Here is a 17,552-nt window from a genome sequence, read left to right on the forward strand (position 1 = left end):
AGCAGGTGAGATGCGGTGGTGGGGGTTCTTTCTTGGTTTCAAAGTTTCAAACGGAGCGCAGGGTTAAAGATCGCAAGATACCCCACCACCACGCCCTTTGGGCGCGGTCCCCCTCCCCGGCATAGCCAGGGAGGTACAGGCTCTTACCCCGCCTCGTCGATCAGGCGGCGCATGGCGTCGAGATAATCGACAAAGGCCGCGCGGCCCGCTTCGGTGAGCGTGATGGTCGTTACCGGCTTCTTGCCGACAAAGGCCTTGTCCACCGTGACATAGTTCGCCTCTTCCAGCTTGCGCACCTGCACCGACAGATTGCCGTCCGTTGATTGCGTCTTGGCTTTCAGCGTGGTGAAGTCCGCCGACCCGGCCGTCGAGAGAAAGGCCATAATGCCCAGCCTCAGTCGGCCATGAATAACGTCGTCGATACGCTCAATATTGAACTCATCCGGCATGTCTCAGCCCTCCGATGAGCGCATGAGAACCAGGCCCGGAATGGTGGCAATGAGGGTCAGGGTGATGGCATAGCCCAGCATCTGGATCGGCTGACCGCCGACAAAGGCCAGAAACGGCGCGCTGGCAAAGCTGAGCAGGCCCACGCCCGCCATCCACTTTCGGCCCGACAGGACCGAGACGACCCACCAGCCGACTCCATAGAGGATAACGATAGCCGGCGCGATCAACGGCTGCATCTGTTCCATGGCCTTCATCCCGACTGCGGCCGCCGTCAAGGTAACGAACAGGGCGAAGATGGCAAAACCGACGCCCGACCACACCGAACCGATGGCACGGTTCATGGCATTGCCGACCCCATAGCGGCGCTTCGACGCAGCGATAGAGGCGATACACAGGACGGCATAGATGGCCGCCGCTACGCCCCAGTTCAGGGCGATGAACCACGGGTTGGGAACGGTTAGAACACCGTCCAAAATCAAATACTGAACCACGGCCGCCGCCGAGAAACAGATGCCGGCCCAAAAGAGCGCGCCGCCGTTCATGACCGGGGCGCGCCCGCCATCCAGAGCCAGAGACTTGAGATAGTCGATGTCGCTTTTGAGTGCGTTAGAGTCCATTGGGTTTGCCCCTCCATAAGGCAGCGTTTGATGTCGTCAGGGCCCTCTGTGTGAGCGGCCTGAGCTTGTTATGAATGAAGCGCTTTATTTTGTAAAGTACTTTATGCGTATCCGTCATTACATTTTCGTAAGATTGCCCTCCGGGCTTGCCAAAGGGGCCAAAGCCGAGGTTAGTTTCAGACAAAACCAACCGCGGGAAACCCTCCACATGTCAAACACGTCCTTGTCGCGTCAGGCCTTGCGCATGGCCGCCTCGCTGCTCATCTTGGGAGCCATGCCCCTCACCTCGCAGGCCCAGATGACCAATATCACCACCGTCGCCAAATCCACTCCGGCCAATCCCGCCAGCCTGACGCCGGACGCCGCCGATCCGCGTCAGTATCTGGAAGAGGTCGAGGGCGAAAAATCCCTCGCCTGGGTCAAGGCGCAGAACGAACGCAGCCTGAAGCGCCTGACCAGCGATCCGCGCTTTGCGCAATACGAAGCCGATGTGCTGAAAATCGTCGAAGCCACCGACCGCATCCCGTCACCCGGCTTTGCCAATGGCGGCTTCATCGACAATTTCTGGCAGGACAAGGACCATGTGCGCGGCATCTGGCGCCGCACGGACAAGGCCTCGTATCTGGCCGGGGCACCCAAATGGGACATCCTGCTGGACTTCGATGCTCTCGCCAAGGCGGAAGGCCAGAACTGGGTCTATAAGGGCGCATCGTGCCTGCCGCCGCAAAACACCCGCTGCCTGATCAATCTGTCGAACGGCGGTAAGGACGCCGTGACGGTGCGCGAATACGACCTGACGACCAAGAGCTTCGTCGAAGGCGGCTTCACCCTGCCCGAAGGCAAGCAGATCGTCACCTGGAAGGACAAGGATACGCTCTATGTGGCGCGCGAATGGACGCCGGGCGAGGTCACGCCGTCGGGCTACGCCTTCGTCACCAAGGTGCTCAAGCGCGGTCAGAGCCTCGATCAGGCGCTAGAAATCCATCGCGGTGAAAAGACCGACATGATGGCCTATCGCACCGTGCTGCGCGACATCGACGGCAATTACGTCATGGACTATGCCGAGCGCCGCCCCAGCTTCTTTGAAGTCGATACGACGTGGTTCACTGACGCCGGCGAAGTGAAGCTGCCCCTACCGCTGACCTCAGAAATGAACGCCTACTATAAGGGTCAGGCCGTCTTTTCGCTAAAGGACGACTGGACCAGCGCCAAGGGCACGAAATACCCCTCCGGCGCGGTGATCGCCTTTGACCTGAAGGCCGCACTGAAAGACCCGAAGAACGTCGAGCCTTCGGTGATCTTCGCCCCGAACGATCATCAGAGCGTCGCCGGCATCGGTCAGACGAAGAACCATCTGGTGCTGTCGATCCTGTCCAACGTCACCGGTCAGGTACAGTCGGTGAGCCTCGTCAATGGCCAATGGGTGCTGAAACCCCTGCCCCTGCCGGAAAACTCGTCGCTTAGCCTCGGTTCGACCGATGACGAGTCGGATCAGCTCTTTGCCTGGTCCACCGGCTATCTGCAACCCTCGACCCTGTACATCGCCGACGCCGACAAGACGACGGTGACCAAGCTGAAGGCCAGCCCGGAACGCTTTAATGCCGAGGGGCTGAAGGTCGAGCAGCACTGGGCCACCTCGAAGGATGGCACCAAGGTGCCCTACTTTGTGGTGATGAAAAAGGACACCAAACTGGATGGCAATACGCCGACCCTGCTCTACGCCTATGGCGGCTTTGAAATCTCGCTGACCCCGTCCTATTCAGGGGCCATCGGCAAGCTGTGGCTGGAAAAGGGCGGCGCCTATGTTCTGGCCAATATCCGCGGCGGCGGGGAGTTCGGGCCGAAGTGGCACGAAGCGGGCCTCAAGACCAAGCGTCAGGTCATCTATGACGATTTTCAGGCCGTGGCCGAAGACCTGATCAAGAGCAAGATCACCTCGCCGCGTCGTCTGGGTATTATGGGTGGCTCGAATGGCGGGTTGCTGATGGGTGTGCAACTGACGCAGCGCCCGGACCTGTGGAACGCCGTCGTGGTGCAGGTGCCGCTGCTCGATATGCTGCGCTATCACACGCTTCTGGCCGGGGCCTCGTGGCAGGGCGAGTATGGCCGTCCGGATGTGCCGGAAGAAGCCGCCTTCCTGAAGACCATATCGCCCTATCACAATCTGAAGGCCGGGGTGAAATATCCGGAGCCCTTCTTCGTCACCTCGACCAAGGATGACCGCGTGCATCCGGGCCACGCGCGCAAGATGGCGGCGCTGATGGGGGATATGGGCCTGCCCTTCCTCTATTACGAAAACACCGACGGCGGCCATTCCGCAGCCGCCAACCTCAAGGAAACCGCCAAGCGGAACGCGCTGGAATACACCTATCTGGCGCAGAAGCTGATGGACTAAACTCAAACCCCCTCTTCCCGTCGGAAGAGGGGGTTTTCTTCCCTCTCGTTAATCTTCGATAAGGGGCGATCTGATCGTTTCCTTACGCGCGGGCTGATACCTCCGAAGGACCACTGAAAGAGGATCACCCCATGCGCAAGATCGCCACCGCCGTCGCCCTGATGACGCTGACCGCCGCCTCGCTGTCGGCCTGCTCCAAGCCCGAAGCCCAGCAAGCCGTCGAAGAGGTGCAGGAAACCACGTCTGAAATCGCCACCGACGCCAAGGACGCCATGTCGTCGGCCGCCGCGGATTTCGCCGTCTCCGACCCGATCAGCTATACCTGCGCGCTGGGCACCAAGCTGTCGGTCGTCTTTTCCGACGACAAGGCCGATGTGACGGTGCTGTCCGACAACAACCGCAAGCTCACCCTGCTGAAAACCCCCTCCGGCGACGGCACGCTTTATCAGACCGAAGGCTACAGCCTGCACACCAAGGGCAATGACGCCACCTGGGGGTCGGCGGACGAAGCCTGCACCAAGGGGTAAACCCTTTGACGGGGTGGCATTTTGGAAATAGTTTCCATTTATGGTCAACTCCCCCCAACCCACCCCGTCCCGCCCGCGTGGTCGCCCGCGCGAAGACCGGCTGAAACCCGACGCCCCGTCGACCAATCAGTCGCTGGAAAAGGCGCTGGGCCTGCTGAAAGTGCTGTCGGCCCACGACGGGATGAGCCTGACCGAACTGTCGCGTGAGGCGGGACTGGCCGCCTCGACGGCGCACCGGCTTCTGGCCACCCTGTCGGCGCACGATCTGGTCAGTTGGGACGAGCCGTCGCAGAAATGGTCCATCGGCATCGAGGCCTTGCGCATCGGCATGGCTTTTCAGCGCCGCAACCGCATCCTCACCGCCGGGCGACCGGAAATGCTGCGTCTGATGGAGGCGACGGGCGAGACGGTCAATCTGGCCATGCTTGACGGTTTCGAAGTGGTATTCGTGGCGCAGGTCGAATGCGAAGCCCCCATCCGCGCCTTTTTCCGCATCGGCGACCGCCGCTCGGCCCATGCGTCGGGTATCGGCAAGGCCCTGCTGGCGCAGCTTGAGGATCGCACTCTGGAGGCCCTGCTGAAACGCCGCGACCTGCCGCAATACACGCCCAAGACCCTGATCACGCCTGAAGCCCTACGCAGCGATCTGAGCGCCATCCGGGCGCGCGGCTGGTCGCTGGACGACGAAGAGGCCCATATCGGTATGCGCTGCGTCGCCGCACCGGTGTTCAATGAATATGGCGAAGCGCGCGCCGGGATATCGCTGTCCGGCCCGTCCTTACGCCTCAGCGATGACCGCCTGCCGCAACGGGCGCAACAGGTGCGCGAAACCGCCGCCCGCATCACTGCGCTGATCGGCGGTCACCTGTTGAACCCCCTCTCCCCGTAAACGGGAGAGGGTGTTATGCCCGTTCCACCACCTGTTTCGCCGCCTGTCGCCGGGCGTGGAGGATGAACTCCGTATAGCCATTGGCCTGTTGCGCACCCTCAAAACACAGGTCACAGGCCGCCTTGAACGCCTCACCCTCATAGGTCAGCGCCATCGGGCGATAGGCGGGATCACCGGCATTTTGCGCATCAACGACCTTCGCCATGTGTTTCAGGCGCTCCAATACCTGTGCCTCAGACACCCAGCCGTGCCGCAGCCAGTTGGCGACGTGCTGGCTGGAGATGCGCAAGGTCGCGCGGTCTTCCATCAGGCCGACATCATGTATGTCCGGCACCTTGGAACAGCCCACGCCCTGATCGACCCAGCGCACCACATAGCCGAGAATGCCCTGCAGATTGTTGTCCAGTTCTTCGGCAATCTCTTCAGCACTGTAGGTCCGCGTCGCCAGTGGCGGCGTCAGAATATCATCGACCAAGGCGCGCGGGCGGGCGCGCAACTGCGCCTGCACGGCGGCGACATCGACGCGGTGATAATGCAGGGCGTGCAGGGTGGCTGCCGTCGGTGACGGCACCCAGGCGGTCGAGGCCCCCGCCTTTGGATGGCCGATCTTCTGCGCCATCATATCGGCCATCATATCCGGCGCGGCCCACATGCCCTTACCGATCTGGGCGTGGCCGGGCAGGCCAGCGATCAGGCCGCAATCGACATTGGAGTCCTCATAGGCCTTGATCCAGATGGCCCCCTTGATCTCGCCCTTGCGCAGGACCGGGCCCGCTTCCATCGAAGTATGGATTTCATCGCCCGTGCGGTCGAGGAAGCCCGTATTGATGAAGAAGACGCGGTCCCTGGCGGCTTCGATACAGGCCCTCAGATTGACGCTGGTGCGGCGCTCCTCGTCCATAATGCCGATCTTCAGCGTGCGTTCGGGCAGGCCCACGGCGCGCTCGGCGACGGCGAAGGTTTCGACCGCAAAGGCCACCTCGTCCGGCCCGTGCATCTTGGGCTTGACGATATAGGCCGAGCCCGTGCGGCTGTTGCGGCCGGCGTCGTGGCGCGCGATCAGGGCGGTGATCATCAGGTCGATCAGCCCCTCCGGCACGGCCTGCCCGTTATGGCGCACCATGTCGCTGTACATATGCAGACCGACATTGCGCGCTAACATGAGACTACGCCCATGCAGGGTGAAGGCCTGACCATCGGGGGCCGTATAGGTGCGGTCGGGATTGAGGCGGCGCGTCTGCACCTGACCGCCCTTGTGGAACTGTTCGCTCAGGTCGCCGCGCGTCAGGCCCAGCCAGTTGCGATAGAGGCCGACCTTATCCACCGCATCGACGGCGGCGACGCTGTCTTCCATGTCCATAATGGCCGACAGGGCGGCTTCGAACACCACATCGGCGACGCCCGCCGCATCGGCCACCGGGCTTTGGCGATCGATATGGATGTCGATATGCAGACCATTATGGCGCAGCAGGATCGACTGCGGCGCATCGGCCGGGCCTCTGAAACCGACGAACTGCGACGGGTCTTCCAACGGCGCGCCATTGGCCCGCAACTGTCCATCCACCACCGCATAGGCCGTGACCCCGGCGTGGCTGAGACCCTCCAGCGGCACGAATTCATCGAGATAGGCCTTGGCTGCCGCCTGCACCGCCGCACCACGCGCGGCGTCATAGCCGCCCGCCGCCGGAGCCGGCCCCAGCACATCCGTGCCATAGAGGGCGTCATACAGGCTGCCCCAGCGGGCATTGGCGGCGTTCAGGGCGTAGCGGGCATTGGACACCGGTACGACCAGTTGCGGCCCGCTCAGGCGCGTAATCTCGTCATCGACATTGGCCGTTGTGACGGTGAACGCCGCCGGTTCGGGCCGCAGATAGCCGATTTCGCTCAGAAAAGCCTTATAGGCGACCGGCTCAAAGGCGTGGTGGCGGTGCCAGTCGTCGATCTGCCCCTGCAAGGCGTCGCGCTGCGCCAGAAGGGCGGCGTTGCGCGGCGCGAAGTCGCGGATAAGCCCGGCCAGCCCGTCCCAAAACGCCGCCTCGGCCACGCCGGAGCCCGGCAGGGCCTCTTCGCGGACAAAGCGCCACAGGATGTCATCAACCTCGATACCGGAGACAGGGGTGTAGGCCATAGCGGTTTCCTTTTTAACTGATGCGAGGATAACCGCTCATGGCCCAGCGGGTCAATTTTTCCGGAAATTATTTCCAGAAATCAATTTAAATATAAATATCTGTTTTTATTCGATAAATAATTTCCACTTTTGGTACTATGCGCCGCGCGTATTCACGTACAGCGCAAACAGCGACTGCCCTGCCGTCATGAACAGGCGGTTGCGGGCCCGTCCGCCAAACACCAGATTGGCGCAGCGATTGGGCAGGTGGATATGGCCGATGGCCGTGCCGTCCGGCGCGAAGACGCGCACCCCATTGAGGCCCGGCCCACCGCCCCAGCCGCACCACAGATTGCCGTCTTCGTCGCAGCGAAAGCCATCCGGCTGCCCAGGCACGCATTCGACAAACACCCGGCCATTCGTCAGGCTGTCGCCCGCCACTTCAAAAACCCAGATGCGTTTGGGCTCGCCCGACTGCGCGATGTAACACAACCGCTCATCCGGCGAAAAACAGATGCCGTTGGGCCGGTCGATGGCGTCGCTCACCACGCTTAAGCCCGCCTCCGTCCAGCGATAGACGTTCGTCGGCAGTTCGGGGTCTGCGCGGTGACCTTCGTAATCGCCCAGGATGCCAAACGGCGGATCGGTGAACCACACTGAACCGTCGCTTTTGACCGTCACATCATTGGGTGAGTTGAGCCGCTTGCCCTGATAATGGCTGGCCAGCGTCGTGATCGTGCCGTCATATTCAGTTCGCGTGACGCTGCGCGTGCCGTGCTGACACGAGATCAGCCGCCCCTGCCGGTCGCGCGTGTGACCATTGGCGAAATCCGCCGGCTTGCGAAAGATCGACACGGCACCCGTCTCTTCGTCCCAGCGCAGGATGCGATCATTGGGGATGTCGCTCCACAGCAGGTAGCGCCCGTCGCCGAACCATACCGGCCCCTCGCCCCAGCGCGTGCCCTCATAGAGACGCTCCACCGCCGCCAGAGACAGGCGGTACGTGTCAAAGCGCGGATCGAGGCTTTCGATGGACGGATCGGGATAAATCTCTGACGGTTGCCACATGTGATGTCTCCGGTTTTTCTCTGGCTACACCGGAGCGACCCCGAAAATCAAACCCGCCGTAACCATCATATAATTCACTTGCTCGCTGCTCAATTTCAGTCATTACTAATCAAAAAAGCGCAACGCCCGACGGTGCAGGCGCGATTCTCCGTAAAATGAAACAGGCCGGAAAACGGCGGGCGAAACAGGGAAACAACATGCTGAAACGATACGTCGTGGCTGTGGCCGCGCTGATGCTGTCTTCATCGGGCGCCATGGCCGGTGAAACCGTCAATTTCGATGCGGGCTGGACCTTTGCCAAAGGCGATATCGAAGGCGCGGAAAGCGTGGCCGGAGGGGCCGCCGACTGGAAGCCCGTCACCCTGCCGCACGACTGGGCCATTGCCGGGCCGTTTGATCAGACGGCCGCCTCCACGGGCTCAGGCGGCTGGCTGCCGACCGGTGTGGCCTGGTATCGCAAGAGCTTTGCCCTGACGCCAGAGCTGAAGGGCAAGCGTGTCTTTATCGAACTGGGCGGCGTTATGGAACGCGGCGGCGTGTGGATCAACGGGATGCACGTCGGCCACCGCCCCAACGGCTATTCCAGCGTGCGCTATGAAATTACCGACCACCTGAAAGACGGTGACAATGTGATTGCCGTGCGCGCCGACACCTCCGCTCAGCCGGCGTCGCGCTGGTACGCCGGGGGCGGCATCTATCGCCACGTCAAACTGATCGTCACCGGCGACATCCATGTCGAGGGCTGGGGCACCTATGTCACGACGCCCAAAATCGACGCCGCATCGGCCGCGGTGAAGGTCGAAAGCGCCATTCGAAATCAATCGAAGACCGACCGCACGGCGCATCTGGAAATCACCCTCACCGGCCCGGATGGCAAGCCCGCCGGGACGTTTAAGGGCGCAGCGCAGACCCTGCCCGCCGGGCGCGTCACCAAGCTCAGCGCCGAAGGGGCGCTGGCCCAGCCGAAGCTATGGGATATCGGTCAGGGCAACCTCTATACCGCCGAGGTCAAGGTGGTGGCCGATACGGGCGAAGTGCTGGAAACCGACCGTTCGACCTTTGGCGTGCGCACCATCGCATTCCGCGCCGATACCGGCTTCTGGCTCAATGGCCGCACTATCAAGCTGAAAGGGACGGCCATCCATGCCGATGGCGGGGCCTTTGGCATGGCCGTGCCGCTGAGCTTTTATGAGCGGCGGTTGCGCGGCCTTCAGGCCCTGGGGGTCAATGCCATCCGCACGGCGCACCACCCCTTTTCACCGGAATTCCTCGACCTGTGCGACCGGCTTGGCATCGTAGTGATGAACGAGGCCTTCGATATGTGGACGGTGGCCAAAAGCCCAAAGGACTACCACCTGTTCTTTACCGACTGGTCGTCGCTGGATGCCCGCGATTTCGCCAGACGCGACCGCAACCATCCGTCGGTCATCATCTGGTCCATCGGCAATGAAATCCACGATACGCCCTATCCGATTGTCGCCAAGTCGATCCTGACGCGCCTGCAAAACATCTTCCATGAAGAAGACCCGTCGCGTCCGGTGACCATGGCCCTGTTCCGCCCGAACACCACCGGCGACTACAAGAACGGGCTGGCCGACCTGCTGGACGTGGTGGGGCAGAACTACCGCGAAAACGAGCTGATTCAAGCGCATAAGGACAAGCCGACGCGCAAGATCATCGGCACGGAAAACTCCAAAAACCGATCCTCCTGGGTGCCGGTGCGTGACTATGCCCCCTATGCCGGTATGTTCCTGTGGACCGGGGCGGACTATCTGGGCGAAGCCGACCGTGCCGGATGGCCGTTTATTTCCAACCCGTCGGGGCTGGTGGACCGCACGGACGTGGTGAAGCCCATCGGCTGGGAGCGCGCCTCATGGTGGGCGGAAACCCCCGTGGTCAGGATCGGGCGCCGCGTCACCGAAGTGATCGACACCTCGGAATTGCCGACCATGGTGGGCGTCGCCATGCCTCAGCCGAAGGGGCCGGGCGTGCTCAATGACTGGACGCCGCAGGAGAACGGACCGCACACAGAGAAGGTCGAAATCGTCGCCAATACACCGACGGTCGAGCTGTTCCTCAATGGGAAGTCACTGGGCAGGAAGCCGAGGAATGCCGACGACAGCGCCATCAGATACGACGTCCCCTTCGCCCCCGGCACAATCCGCGTGGTGGGCTATGATGCCGCCGGTAAGGTCGTAGCGCAGGATGAACTGAAGACCGCCTCCGCCCCCGTGGCGGTGCGCCTGACGGCGGAACAGACCGCGCTGAAGCCCGGCTTTGATCATGTCGGCTTTATCCGGGCCGAGGTGGTGGACAAGAACGGCGTGCGCGTGCCAGATGCGGCCCAGACCCTGAGTGTGACCGTCGAAGGCGCGGGGCAACTGGCGGCCTTTGACAATGGGTCGCCCACCGACTCGACCATCTTCTCGTCCCCCACCCGCAAGGCGTGGAACGGCCGGGCCCTGGTCATGGTGCGTGCCAACGACACAAAGGGCAAGATTCGCGTCACGGTCTCCGGTTTGGGCCTGAAACCCGCAACGGTGACGCTGGATGCGAAAGAGTAGACGCATCTCTCTCCCTTACCTCAGCCCTCTCCCAGACGGGAGAGGGGGCCACAGGATGTCCATGATGCGCAAACTCGCTTTGACCACTACCCTGCTCGCCCTGGCCTTGCCCTCACTCGCCGTGCCCTCGCTGGCGCAAGAGTCCTTCCCGGTAACCGTGACGGTCGATGCCGCCCAATCCACCGGCCCGCTCAAGCCCGTCTGGCGCTTTTTCGGGGCGGATGAGCCCAACTACGCCACCATGAAGGACGGGCAGAAACTGCTTGGCCATCTGGGGGCGCTGAAGCCCCGGCAGGTCTATTTCCGTGCGCATAATCTGCTGAATACCGGCGATGGCACCCCGGCCTTCAAGTGGGGCTCCACCAACGCCTATACCGAAGATAAGGACGGCAAGCCGGTCTATAACTGGATGATCACCGACGGGATCATCGACTCCTATCTTCAGCGCGGCGTGCGGCCCTATCTACAAATCGGATTTATGCCTGAGGCCCTGTCGTCAGCGCCGGAAGGCACGCCCTATCGCCATGCGTGGCGGCCGGGCTTTCGCTATGAGCTGATCGAAGGGGGCTGGAACTATCCGCCGAAGGACTACGCCAAATGGGAGGAACTGGTCTATCAGTGGACGAAGCACAATGTCGAACGCTATGGCCGCGACGAAGTCCTGACGTGGTATTTCGAGGTGTGGAACGAACCCAATGGCCCCTCCTACTGGAAGGGCACGCCGGAAGAATTCCACAAGACGCACGACTACGCCATTGCGGGCGTCAAGCGCGCCCTGCCCGAAGCGCGGGTGGGTGGGCCGGACGTGGCCGGTTCCGGCGGGGCCTTTATGGACGGGTTTCTGAAACACGTCGTCTCAGGCACCAACTACGCTACGGGTCAGACCGGCACGCCGACGGACTTCCTTGCCTTCCATGCCAAGGGGCAGCCGACCTTCGTCGGTGATGCCAGGGAGGGGGGCTACGTCCGCATGGGCATGGTCAGCCAGCTCAAGGCCATCGACAATGGCTTTAAAAAGATCGCGGCGGTTCCCCAACTCAAAAACATCCCCATCGTGATCGGCGAAAGCGACCCCGAAGGCTGCGCCGCCTGTCCGGGCAAGGCCAATGGCTATCGCAACGGCACCATGTATTCCAGCTATACGGCGGCCTCCTTTGCCCGCATCTGGGAGCTGTCCGAACGGCATAAGGTCAATCTGGAAGGCGTCCTGACCTGGGCCTTCACCTTTGAAGATCAGCCGTGGTTCGCCGGCTATCGGCAACTGGCCACCAATGGCATCGACCTGCCTGTGCTGAATGTCTTCCGCCTGTATGCGAAGTTGGGGCCGGAGCGGCTCAGCGCCACCTCTTCGGCGCAGGTGCCGCTCGATGAGATGATGGCCAGCGTCACTCAGAAAAACGACGTCGGCGTCATGGCCACGCGCGACGGTCAGCACATCGCCGTGCTGCTTTGGCACTATAATGATGACGACCTGAAAGGGCCGGACGCCCAGATCGCCCTGACCCTGAACGGCCTTGGCAAGGCCGCTTCGCGCAAGGTTACGCAATACCGCGTTGATCCGGATACCGCCAATGCCTATACGACCTGGCAAAAGATGGGCGCACCGCCTTCACCGGATCAGGATCAATATAAACAGCTCGAAGCCGCGTCCGTCATGCACCCGCAAACCTTGCCGGCACTGAGGGTCGCAAACGGACAGTCCACCCTGAACCTGACGCTAATGCGTCAGGGCGTCACCCTACTGATTATTGAATAGACACATGACCATGCTCAATGACCTCAAAGGCAAATCCGTACTCGTCACCGGCGCATCGTCGGGCATAGGCGCCGCCGTCGCCAGGGGCTTTGCCGACTGCGGCGCGGCGGTGGCCATCCATTACGCCTCCAATGCCGAAGGCGCGCAGACCGTAGCCGACGCCATCACGGCTGCGGGCGGCACGGCGGTGATCGTGCAGGCCGACCTGACCGACCCGAAAACGGCCAAAGGCATGGTTGAGGCAGCCGCGCAAAAGCTCGGCAAGCTCGACATCCTCGTCAACAATGCCGGCAGCCTGTGCGGCCGACGCCCGTTCATGGAAATCGACGACGCGCTATATGACACGGTGATGAACCTCAATGTGCGCGCGGTGATCAACGCTTCTCAGGCCGCCGTGCCGTTGATCGAACAGCAGGGCAGCGGCGGCATCATCAATGTCGGCTCGATTGCGGGTAATGATGGCGGCGGGCCCGGGTCAGGCCACTATGCCTGCGCCAAGGCCTATGTGCACAATCTGACACGGCACATGGCGCGCGACCTGGCCAAACGCGGCATCCGCGTCAACGCCATCGCGCCCGGCGTCATTGGCACGCCCTTCCACGCGGCAACACCGGCCGAGCGCATGGAGGCGATGAAGAACGCCACGCAACTGGGGCGCATCGGCACGCCGGAGGACTGCGTGGGCACGGTGCTCTATCTGGCCTCCGATCGCATGAGCGGTTACGTCACCGGTCAGATCGTGCATATCAATGGCGGGCAGTATATGCCGTAGCGCGCCTTACACCATTGCCTCCTTATGCCGGTTTTTCGATCATGGCGCCTTCTGTGATAAGGAGCGTGCCCATGACCGACGACATCCCCCCGCACAGCTTTGAGGACGGCGAGCGCGTCGAACACACCGAAAAAGGCCTCGGCACGGTCAGCCATGACCCCGCCGATGACAACCTGATCGTGCCGCCCGGCGAAGCCCGCAAAGGCGGTTCCGATATGGTGCATGTGGTGTGGGACGACGACCGCTTTCCGGTCGGCAAGGTCGCCGCCTCTGAGCTGCAAAAAGTGCCCGATGCCACCGCCGCCATCTCGACGGGGATGTAATCCTTTATACCTCCCTACTTGTCGGGGTGTAGATTATGAACCCAAGGCCTTGAGCGCCAGCGCCTCGATTTCGGCCTGAGACAGGCCATCCAGCGTCACCGCCGGGCGCGCGCTCAGGCGTCCGTTTTGGATGTAGATGACCTGCTGCGTCAGGCGCGCCACCTCCAGCGGGTCGTGGCTGACATAGAGCACCGGCACGCGCTCGGCCACGTCGCGGATCAGCGGTAGTATCTCGGCCCGCGCCGCCTGATCGAGGCTCGACAGCGGCTCATCCATCAGCAGCAGCTCCGGTCCGGACAGTAACGCCCGCGCCATCGCTACGCGCTGACGCTCCCCGCCCGACAGCCGGGCAACCTGACGCGGCAGCATAGCGCCAATGCGCAACAGTTCGATAATTCCGGTTTTATCGACATTTTGTGGACTACGCTTAAGGGCAAAATCGAGATTGCCTTCGACCGACAGGTGGCTAAACAGCGACGGCTCCTGAAACACATAGCCGACGGCGCGTTTGTGCACGGGCACAAAGCGGTCCTCGGCCTGCCAGACGGCGTCGCCCACCTGCACCCGCCCGCTCAGGCGCTCCAGTCCGGCAATAGCGCGCAGAAGCGTCGTCTTGCCGGACCCGGACTGCCCCATCAGCGCCGTCAGTCCGGACCCGGCCTCAAAGCGCACCGACAGCGCAAGATCACCGACCCGCCCGCTCAAATCGACCTGAATCATGGCCGTATCCCCGCCGAGCGCGCGCCGAAGCGCCGGTCGATGACCAGCATGACCATCAGGGCCACGAAGGAGAAGGCCAGCAGGCCGCCGGAGATCAGATGCGCTTCGGCAAAGTTGAGCTGTTCCACCGCCTGAAAGATGCGGATGGAGACGACCTCGGTCTGCCCCGGAATGGCACCGCCGATCATCAGCACCACGCCAAATTCACCGATGGTGTGCGCAAAGACCAGCAGCGCCGCCGTCACATAGCCGCGTCGTGCCTGCGGCAGGGCGACGGACCAGAAGGCGTCCCAGGGCGAGGCGCGCAAGGTGGCGGCCACCTCCAGCGGGCGCGGCCCCATGGCCTCAAACGCATTGCGGATGGGCTGCACGGCAAATGGCAGCGAATAGACCAGTGAGCCGATGACCAGCCCGGTAAAGGTGAAGGCCAGTGTCCGGACGCCGAACGGCTGCAACAGCCCCATCAGCGGGCTGTGCGGCCCCAGCGCGATCAGCAGATAAAAGCCCAGCACCGTCGGCGGCAGGACGATGGGCAGGGCCACCACGGCGGCCACCGTATCGCGCACCCACCCCGTCCCTTTGGCCAGCCACCACGCCAGCGGCGTCGCCAGCAGCAACAGCAGGGGCGTGGTCACGGCGGCCAGCAGCAAGGTGACGCGGATGGCCTCCCACATGGGTTCAGCGGACCTCGTAGCCGTGCGAACGGATGATCTTCACCGCTTCCGGCGAGCGCAGAAAGGCCATATAGGCTCTGGCGGCGGGGTTGCTCGCGCCGGTGTTCAGCAGCACGGCCTGCTGATCAATGGGCGTATAGAGGTGGGCCGGCACCCGCCACGACGATCCGCCCTTGCCCTGCACCTGCGACAGGGCGACAAATCCCAGTTCCGCCGCCCCCGTGGCCACGAAGGTATAGGTCTGGGCGATATTGCCGCCCTTGACGATCTTCGCTTGCAGGCGGTCATAGAGGCCCAGCCGGGTCAGGGTCTCGACCGCCGCCACGCCGTAAGGAGCCGCCGCCGGATCGGCAATGGCCAGCTTATCAAACGTGCCCTTGCTGAGGACCGCGCCCTTGGCGTCCACGCGCCTATCGGCGCTCCACAGGACCAGCTTGCCATAGGCATAGACAAAGCGCGTGCCCTTGACGGTCAGACCCTCGGCCTCAAGGCGCAGCGGGCGTTCGGCATCGGCGCTGAGGAAGACATCGAAGGGCGCGCCGTTTTTTATTTGCGCATAGAACTGACCCGACGCCCCGAAGCTCTGGGTGACGGTGTGGCCGGTCTTCTTTTCAAAGGCGCTGGCGATCAGTCTGGCCGTATCGGTGAAATTGGCGGCGACGGCGACGCGCACCTCTTCGGCCCGCGCCAGAGCCGGCACGGCAAACAGCGCAAGGGCGATCAGCAGAAGACGACTAAGGGTTTGCATGGGGTATGTCGGCATGAGAAAAGGTATTTAGCCACGAAACGTAGTTCGGCGCAGCCAAAAACACGAAAAGACACGAACTTCATTGCGCGGATACTGGGCGCGAAGCGTCTGAACAGGGATGTCCCACGCTTGTCAAATAGCCCTGCGGGCAAAGACGTTTCCACACGCGCAGCGTTCGTGACTTTTCGTGTTTTTGGTGGCTAACCCCTACGGATGCTTCAACCCCACACCGAGGCTTTCCAGCACGTCCCAATAGGTCGGGAAGGTCTTGGACACGCATTTCGGATTGTCGATCACCACGCCCGCCATTATCAGTCCGGCCAGCGAAAAGCACATGGCGATGCGGTGGTCATTGTGCGTGTCGATCACGGCCTTGGTCGTCGCCCCGATCAGCGCCGGATCGGCATGGACGATCAGGTCGTCGCCCTCTTCGTGGGCCAGCCCGGCGCGCAGGGCGTTCAGCCCGTCACACACGGCGCTCACGCGGTCGCACTCCTTGACGCGCAGATTGGCAATACCAACAAAGCGCACCGGCGTCTGGTTAAACGCCGCCAGCACGGCCAGTGTCGGCACCGCGTCCTGCATTTGCGAGCCGTCGATAACGGCGGGCATGTGCGGCCAGCTCATGATGACGTCGCGCGCCCTGGCGTCCGGCTGGGTCAGGGCCGCCGTGTCCATCTGAAAGTCGATCTGGCCACCGGTCAGCACCTCGGCCGCCCACAGATAGGTGCAGGAGGACGCGTCCGGTTCGATGGGATAGTCTGCGGCCACATAGCCGGTGGGTTCCACGCGCCACACGCCGTCAGACGGCTGCGACACCTTCGCGCCAAAGGCCTGCATCACACCCAGAGTGAGGTCGATATAGCCGCGCCCACCGATGCCGTGATCGCCACGTAGCCGCACCTCAACCGCGGTCTCGCCACAGGCCGCCAGCATCAGAAGCGCCGACACGTACTGGCTCGACAAACCGGCGTCAATTTCGACGACATCGCCGGAAAAGCCGCCGCGCGCCATCACCGTCACCGGCGGACAACCGGTCGGGGCCGACACCTCGACCCCCAGCCGCGTCAGGGCCTCAACCAGCGGCAGGATGGGCCGCTTGCGCATGTGCGCGTCGCCGTCGATCACCACCGCCCCGTCGGCCAGCGCCACCGCCGCCGTCAGAAAGCGCGTCGCTGTACCCGCATTACCGAGAAACAACGGCTCAGCCGGCGCTTTCAGCTTGCCCGACGAGCTCAAGGTTACCGTGGTGGCATCGACCGCCTCGATCTCAACCCCCATCTGCTTCAAAGCCGTGGCCATATGCACCGTATCGTCGCTGGTCAGCACCCCCGACAGCGTGCTTTCCCCCTTGGCGAGCGCCGCCACCAGAAAGGCGCGGTTGGTCAGGGATTTCGAGCCCGGCACCACCACGGCCCCGGTGATCGGCCCGGTGACCGGCACGATTTCAAGCTGAGGGAAGGCGTCGATATTCATAACAAGCTCCGCGATACAGGCGCTTCCTAAACACTGAGAGGGCGTTCGTAAAGGGTGCAGCCATCCGCCGCAGGCCGCGCAGTCGCTTGTTTTTATTGCATCTGAAACCGTTTGCCTGACGCCTGAGATCACAGGGAACGGACAAAACCGTTGTCAGGACGGTTTCAATTGCGTAAGAGCCACTTTATAATCATTCTCACTTGCAAGTCTGACCCGCGTCCCCGATATGAAACTCAGCGATCTGCCTCTGCATAGCGCCGCCATCGTCGTCGATGTCGCCGATTTCGGTGCCGATGACCGCGTCGGCCGTCGGTTGCGCGAACTGGGTTTCGTCGCCGATGAGCCGGTGAAGGTCGTGGCCAAAGGCCCGTTCGGGGCCGAACCCCTGCTGATCCAGATTGGCTTTACCCGTTTCGCGCTGCGCCGTGCCGAAGCCGACCGGGTTCAGGTGCGTACAGCGTAAGGA

16 protein-coding genes are annotated in these 17,552 nt (G+C 62.7%); 8 read left to right on the top strand and 8 right to left on the bottom strand.

Features of this window, described 5'->3' with window-relative positions; translation table 11 throughout:
- Nucleotides 1-143: 143 nt before the first annotated feature.
- A complete protein-coding gene (locus EM6_RS06590) occupies nt 144-449 on the bottom strand; it encodes a winged helix-turn-helix domain-containing protein (RefSeq protein WP_126421220.1) in 306 nt (101 codons plus the stop codon).
- Between the two features lie 3 nt (nt 450-452).
- Complete coding sequence (locus EM6_RS06595; protein WP_126421222.1) at nt 453-1,067, bottom strand: hypothetical protein; 615 nt, start codon at nt 1,065-1,067, stop codon at nt 453-455.
- Between the two features lie 208 nt (nt 1,068-1,275).
- On the opposite strand from EM6_RS06595, the gene EM6_RS06600 reads away from it, so the two are divergent.
- The 3 genes from EM6_RS06600 to EM6_RS06610 all read left to right on the top strand — a co-directional run bounded on the left by EM6_RS06600 (nt 1,276) and on the right by EM6_RS06610 (nt 4,878).
- Complete coding sequence (locus EM6_RS06600) at nt 1,276-3,462, top strand: prolyl oligopeptidase family serine peptidase (RefSeq protein ID WP_331875690.1); 2,187 nt, start codon at nt 1,276-1,278, stop codon at nt 3,460-3,462.
- Between the two features lie 131 nt (nt 3,463-3,593).
- The gene (locus EM6_RS06605; protein ID WP_126421226.1) at nt 3,594-3,989 is read left to right on the top strand and encodes an MliC family protein; all 396 of its coding nucleotides are present in this window, start codon (nt 3,594-3,596) and stop codon (nt 3,987-3,989) included.
- A gap of 40 nt (nt 3,990-4,029) precedes the next feature.
- The gene (locus tag EM6_RS06610) at nt 4,030-4,878 is read left to right on the top strand and encodes an IclR family transcriptional regulator (RefSeq protein WP_126421228.1); all 849 of its coding nucleotides are present in this window, start codon (nt 4,030-4,032) and stop codon (nt 4,876-4,878) included.
- 13 nt (nt 4,879-4,891) lie between these two features.
- Here EM6_RS06610 and EM6_RS06615 read toward each other — a convergent pair whose 3' ends face one another.
- Nucleotides 4,892-7,006, bottom strand: coding sequence for a malate synthase G (locus tag EM6_RS06615; protein ID WP_126421230.1), 2,115 nt, complete (start codon nt 7,004-7,006; stop codon nt 4,892-4,894).
- Between the two features lie 135 nt (nt 7,007-7,141).
- On the bottom strand, nt 7,142-8,053 hold the full coding sequence (locus tag EM6_RS06620; RefSeq protein WP_126421232.1) for an SMP-30/gluconolactonase/LRE family protein: 912 nt from the start codon (nt 8,051-8,053) through the stop codon (nt 7,142-7,144).
- A 197-nt stretch (nt 8,054-8,250) separates the two neighbouring features.
- Here EM6_RS06620 and EM6_RS06625 point away from each other — a divergent pair, with 197 nt between their 5' ends.
- From EM6_RS06625 to EM6_RS06640, 4 genes are all read left to right on the top strand, one after another.
- Nucleotides 8,251-10,617 (top strand): glycoside hydrolase family 2 TIM barrel-domain containing protein, encoded by a 2,367-nt coding sequence (locus EM6_RS06625; RefSeq protein ID WP_126421234.1) that lies wholly within the window; start codon nt 8,251-8,253, stop codon nt 10,615-10,617.
- Between the two features lie 55 nt (nt 10,618-10,672).
- Nucleotides 10,673-12,373 (top strand): GH39 family glycosyl hydrolase, encoded by a 1,701-nt coding sequence (locus EM6_RS06630; RefSeq protein ID WP_232037010.1) that lies wholly within the window; start codon nt 10,673-10,675, stop codon nt 12,371-12,373.
- 4 nt (nt 12,374-12,377) lie between these two features.
- Nucleotides 12,378-13,145, top strand: a complete 768-nt coding sequence (locus tag EM6_RS06635; protein ID WP_126421236.1) for an SDR family NAD(P)-dependent oxidoreductase — start codon at nt 12,378-12,380, stop codon at nt 13,143-13,145.
- Nucleotides 13,146-13,216: 71 nt separating this feature from the next.
- Entirely contained in the window at nt 13,217-13,468 is a 252-nt protein-coding gene (locus EM6_RS06640) for a hypothetical protein (RefSeq protein ID WP_126421238.1), read from the top strand.
- 33 nt (nt 13,469-13,501) lie between these two features.
- On the opposite strand, the gene EM6_RS06645 is transcribed toward EM6_RS06640, so the two are convergent.
- The 4 genes from EM6_RS06645 to EM6_RS06660 all read right to left on the bottom strand — a co-directional run bounded on the left by EM6_RS06645 (nt 13,502) and on the right by EM6_RS06660 (nt 17,086).
- Entirely contained in the window at nt 13,502-14,188 is a 687-nt protein-coding gene (locus tag EM6_RS06645) for an ATP-binding cassette domain-containing protein (protein ID WP_126421240.1), read from the bottom strand.
- Nucleotides 14,185-14,862, bottom strand: a complete 678-nt coding sequence (modB, locus tag EM6_RS06650) for a molybdate ABC transporter permease subunit (RefSeq protein ID WP_126421242.1) — start codon at nt 14,860-14,862, stop codon at nt 14,185-14,187. The genes EM6_RS06645 and modB overlap by 4 nt, the downstream gene beginning before the upstream one ends.
- 4 nt (nt 14,863-14,866) lie before the next feature.
- Nucleotides 14,867-15,610, bottom strand: a complete 744-nt coding sequence (modA, locus tag EM6_RS06655) for a molybdate ABC transporter substrate-binding protein (protein WP_126421244.1) — start codon at nt 15,608-15,610, stop codon at nt 14,867-14,869.
- Nucleotides 15,611-15,817: 207 nt separating this feature from the next.
- The gene (locus EM6_RS06660) at nt 15,818-17,086 is read right to left on the bottom strand and encodes a 3-phosphoshikimate 1-carboxyvinyltransferase (protein WP_126421246.1); all 1,269 of its coding nucleotides are present in this window, start codon (nt 17,084-17,086) and stop codon (nt 15,818-15,820) included.
- A 226-nt stretch (nt 17,087-17,312) separates the two neighbouring features.
- Here EM6_RS06660 and EM6_RS06665 point away from each other — a divergent pair, with 226 nt between their 5' ends.
- Entirely contained in the window at nt 17,313-17,549 is a 237-nt protein-coding gene (locus EM6_RS06665) for a FeoA family protein (protein WP_126421248.1), read from the top strand.
- Nucleotides 17,550-17,552: the final 3 nt, after the last annotated feature.

Origin of the sequence: Asticcacaulis excentricus (assembly GCF_003966695.1) — a bacterium.
GTDB classification, from domain to species: domain Bacteria; phylum Pseudomonadota; class Alphaproteobacteria; order Caulobacterales; family Caulobacteraceae; genus Asticcacaulis; species Asticcacaulis excentricus_A.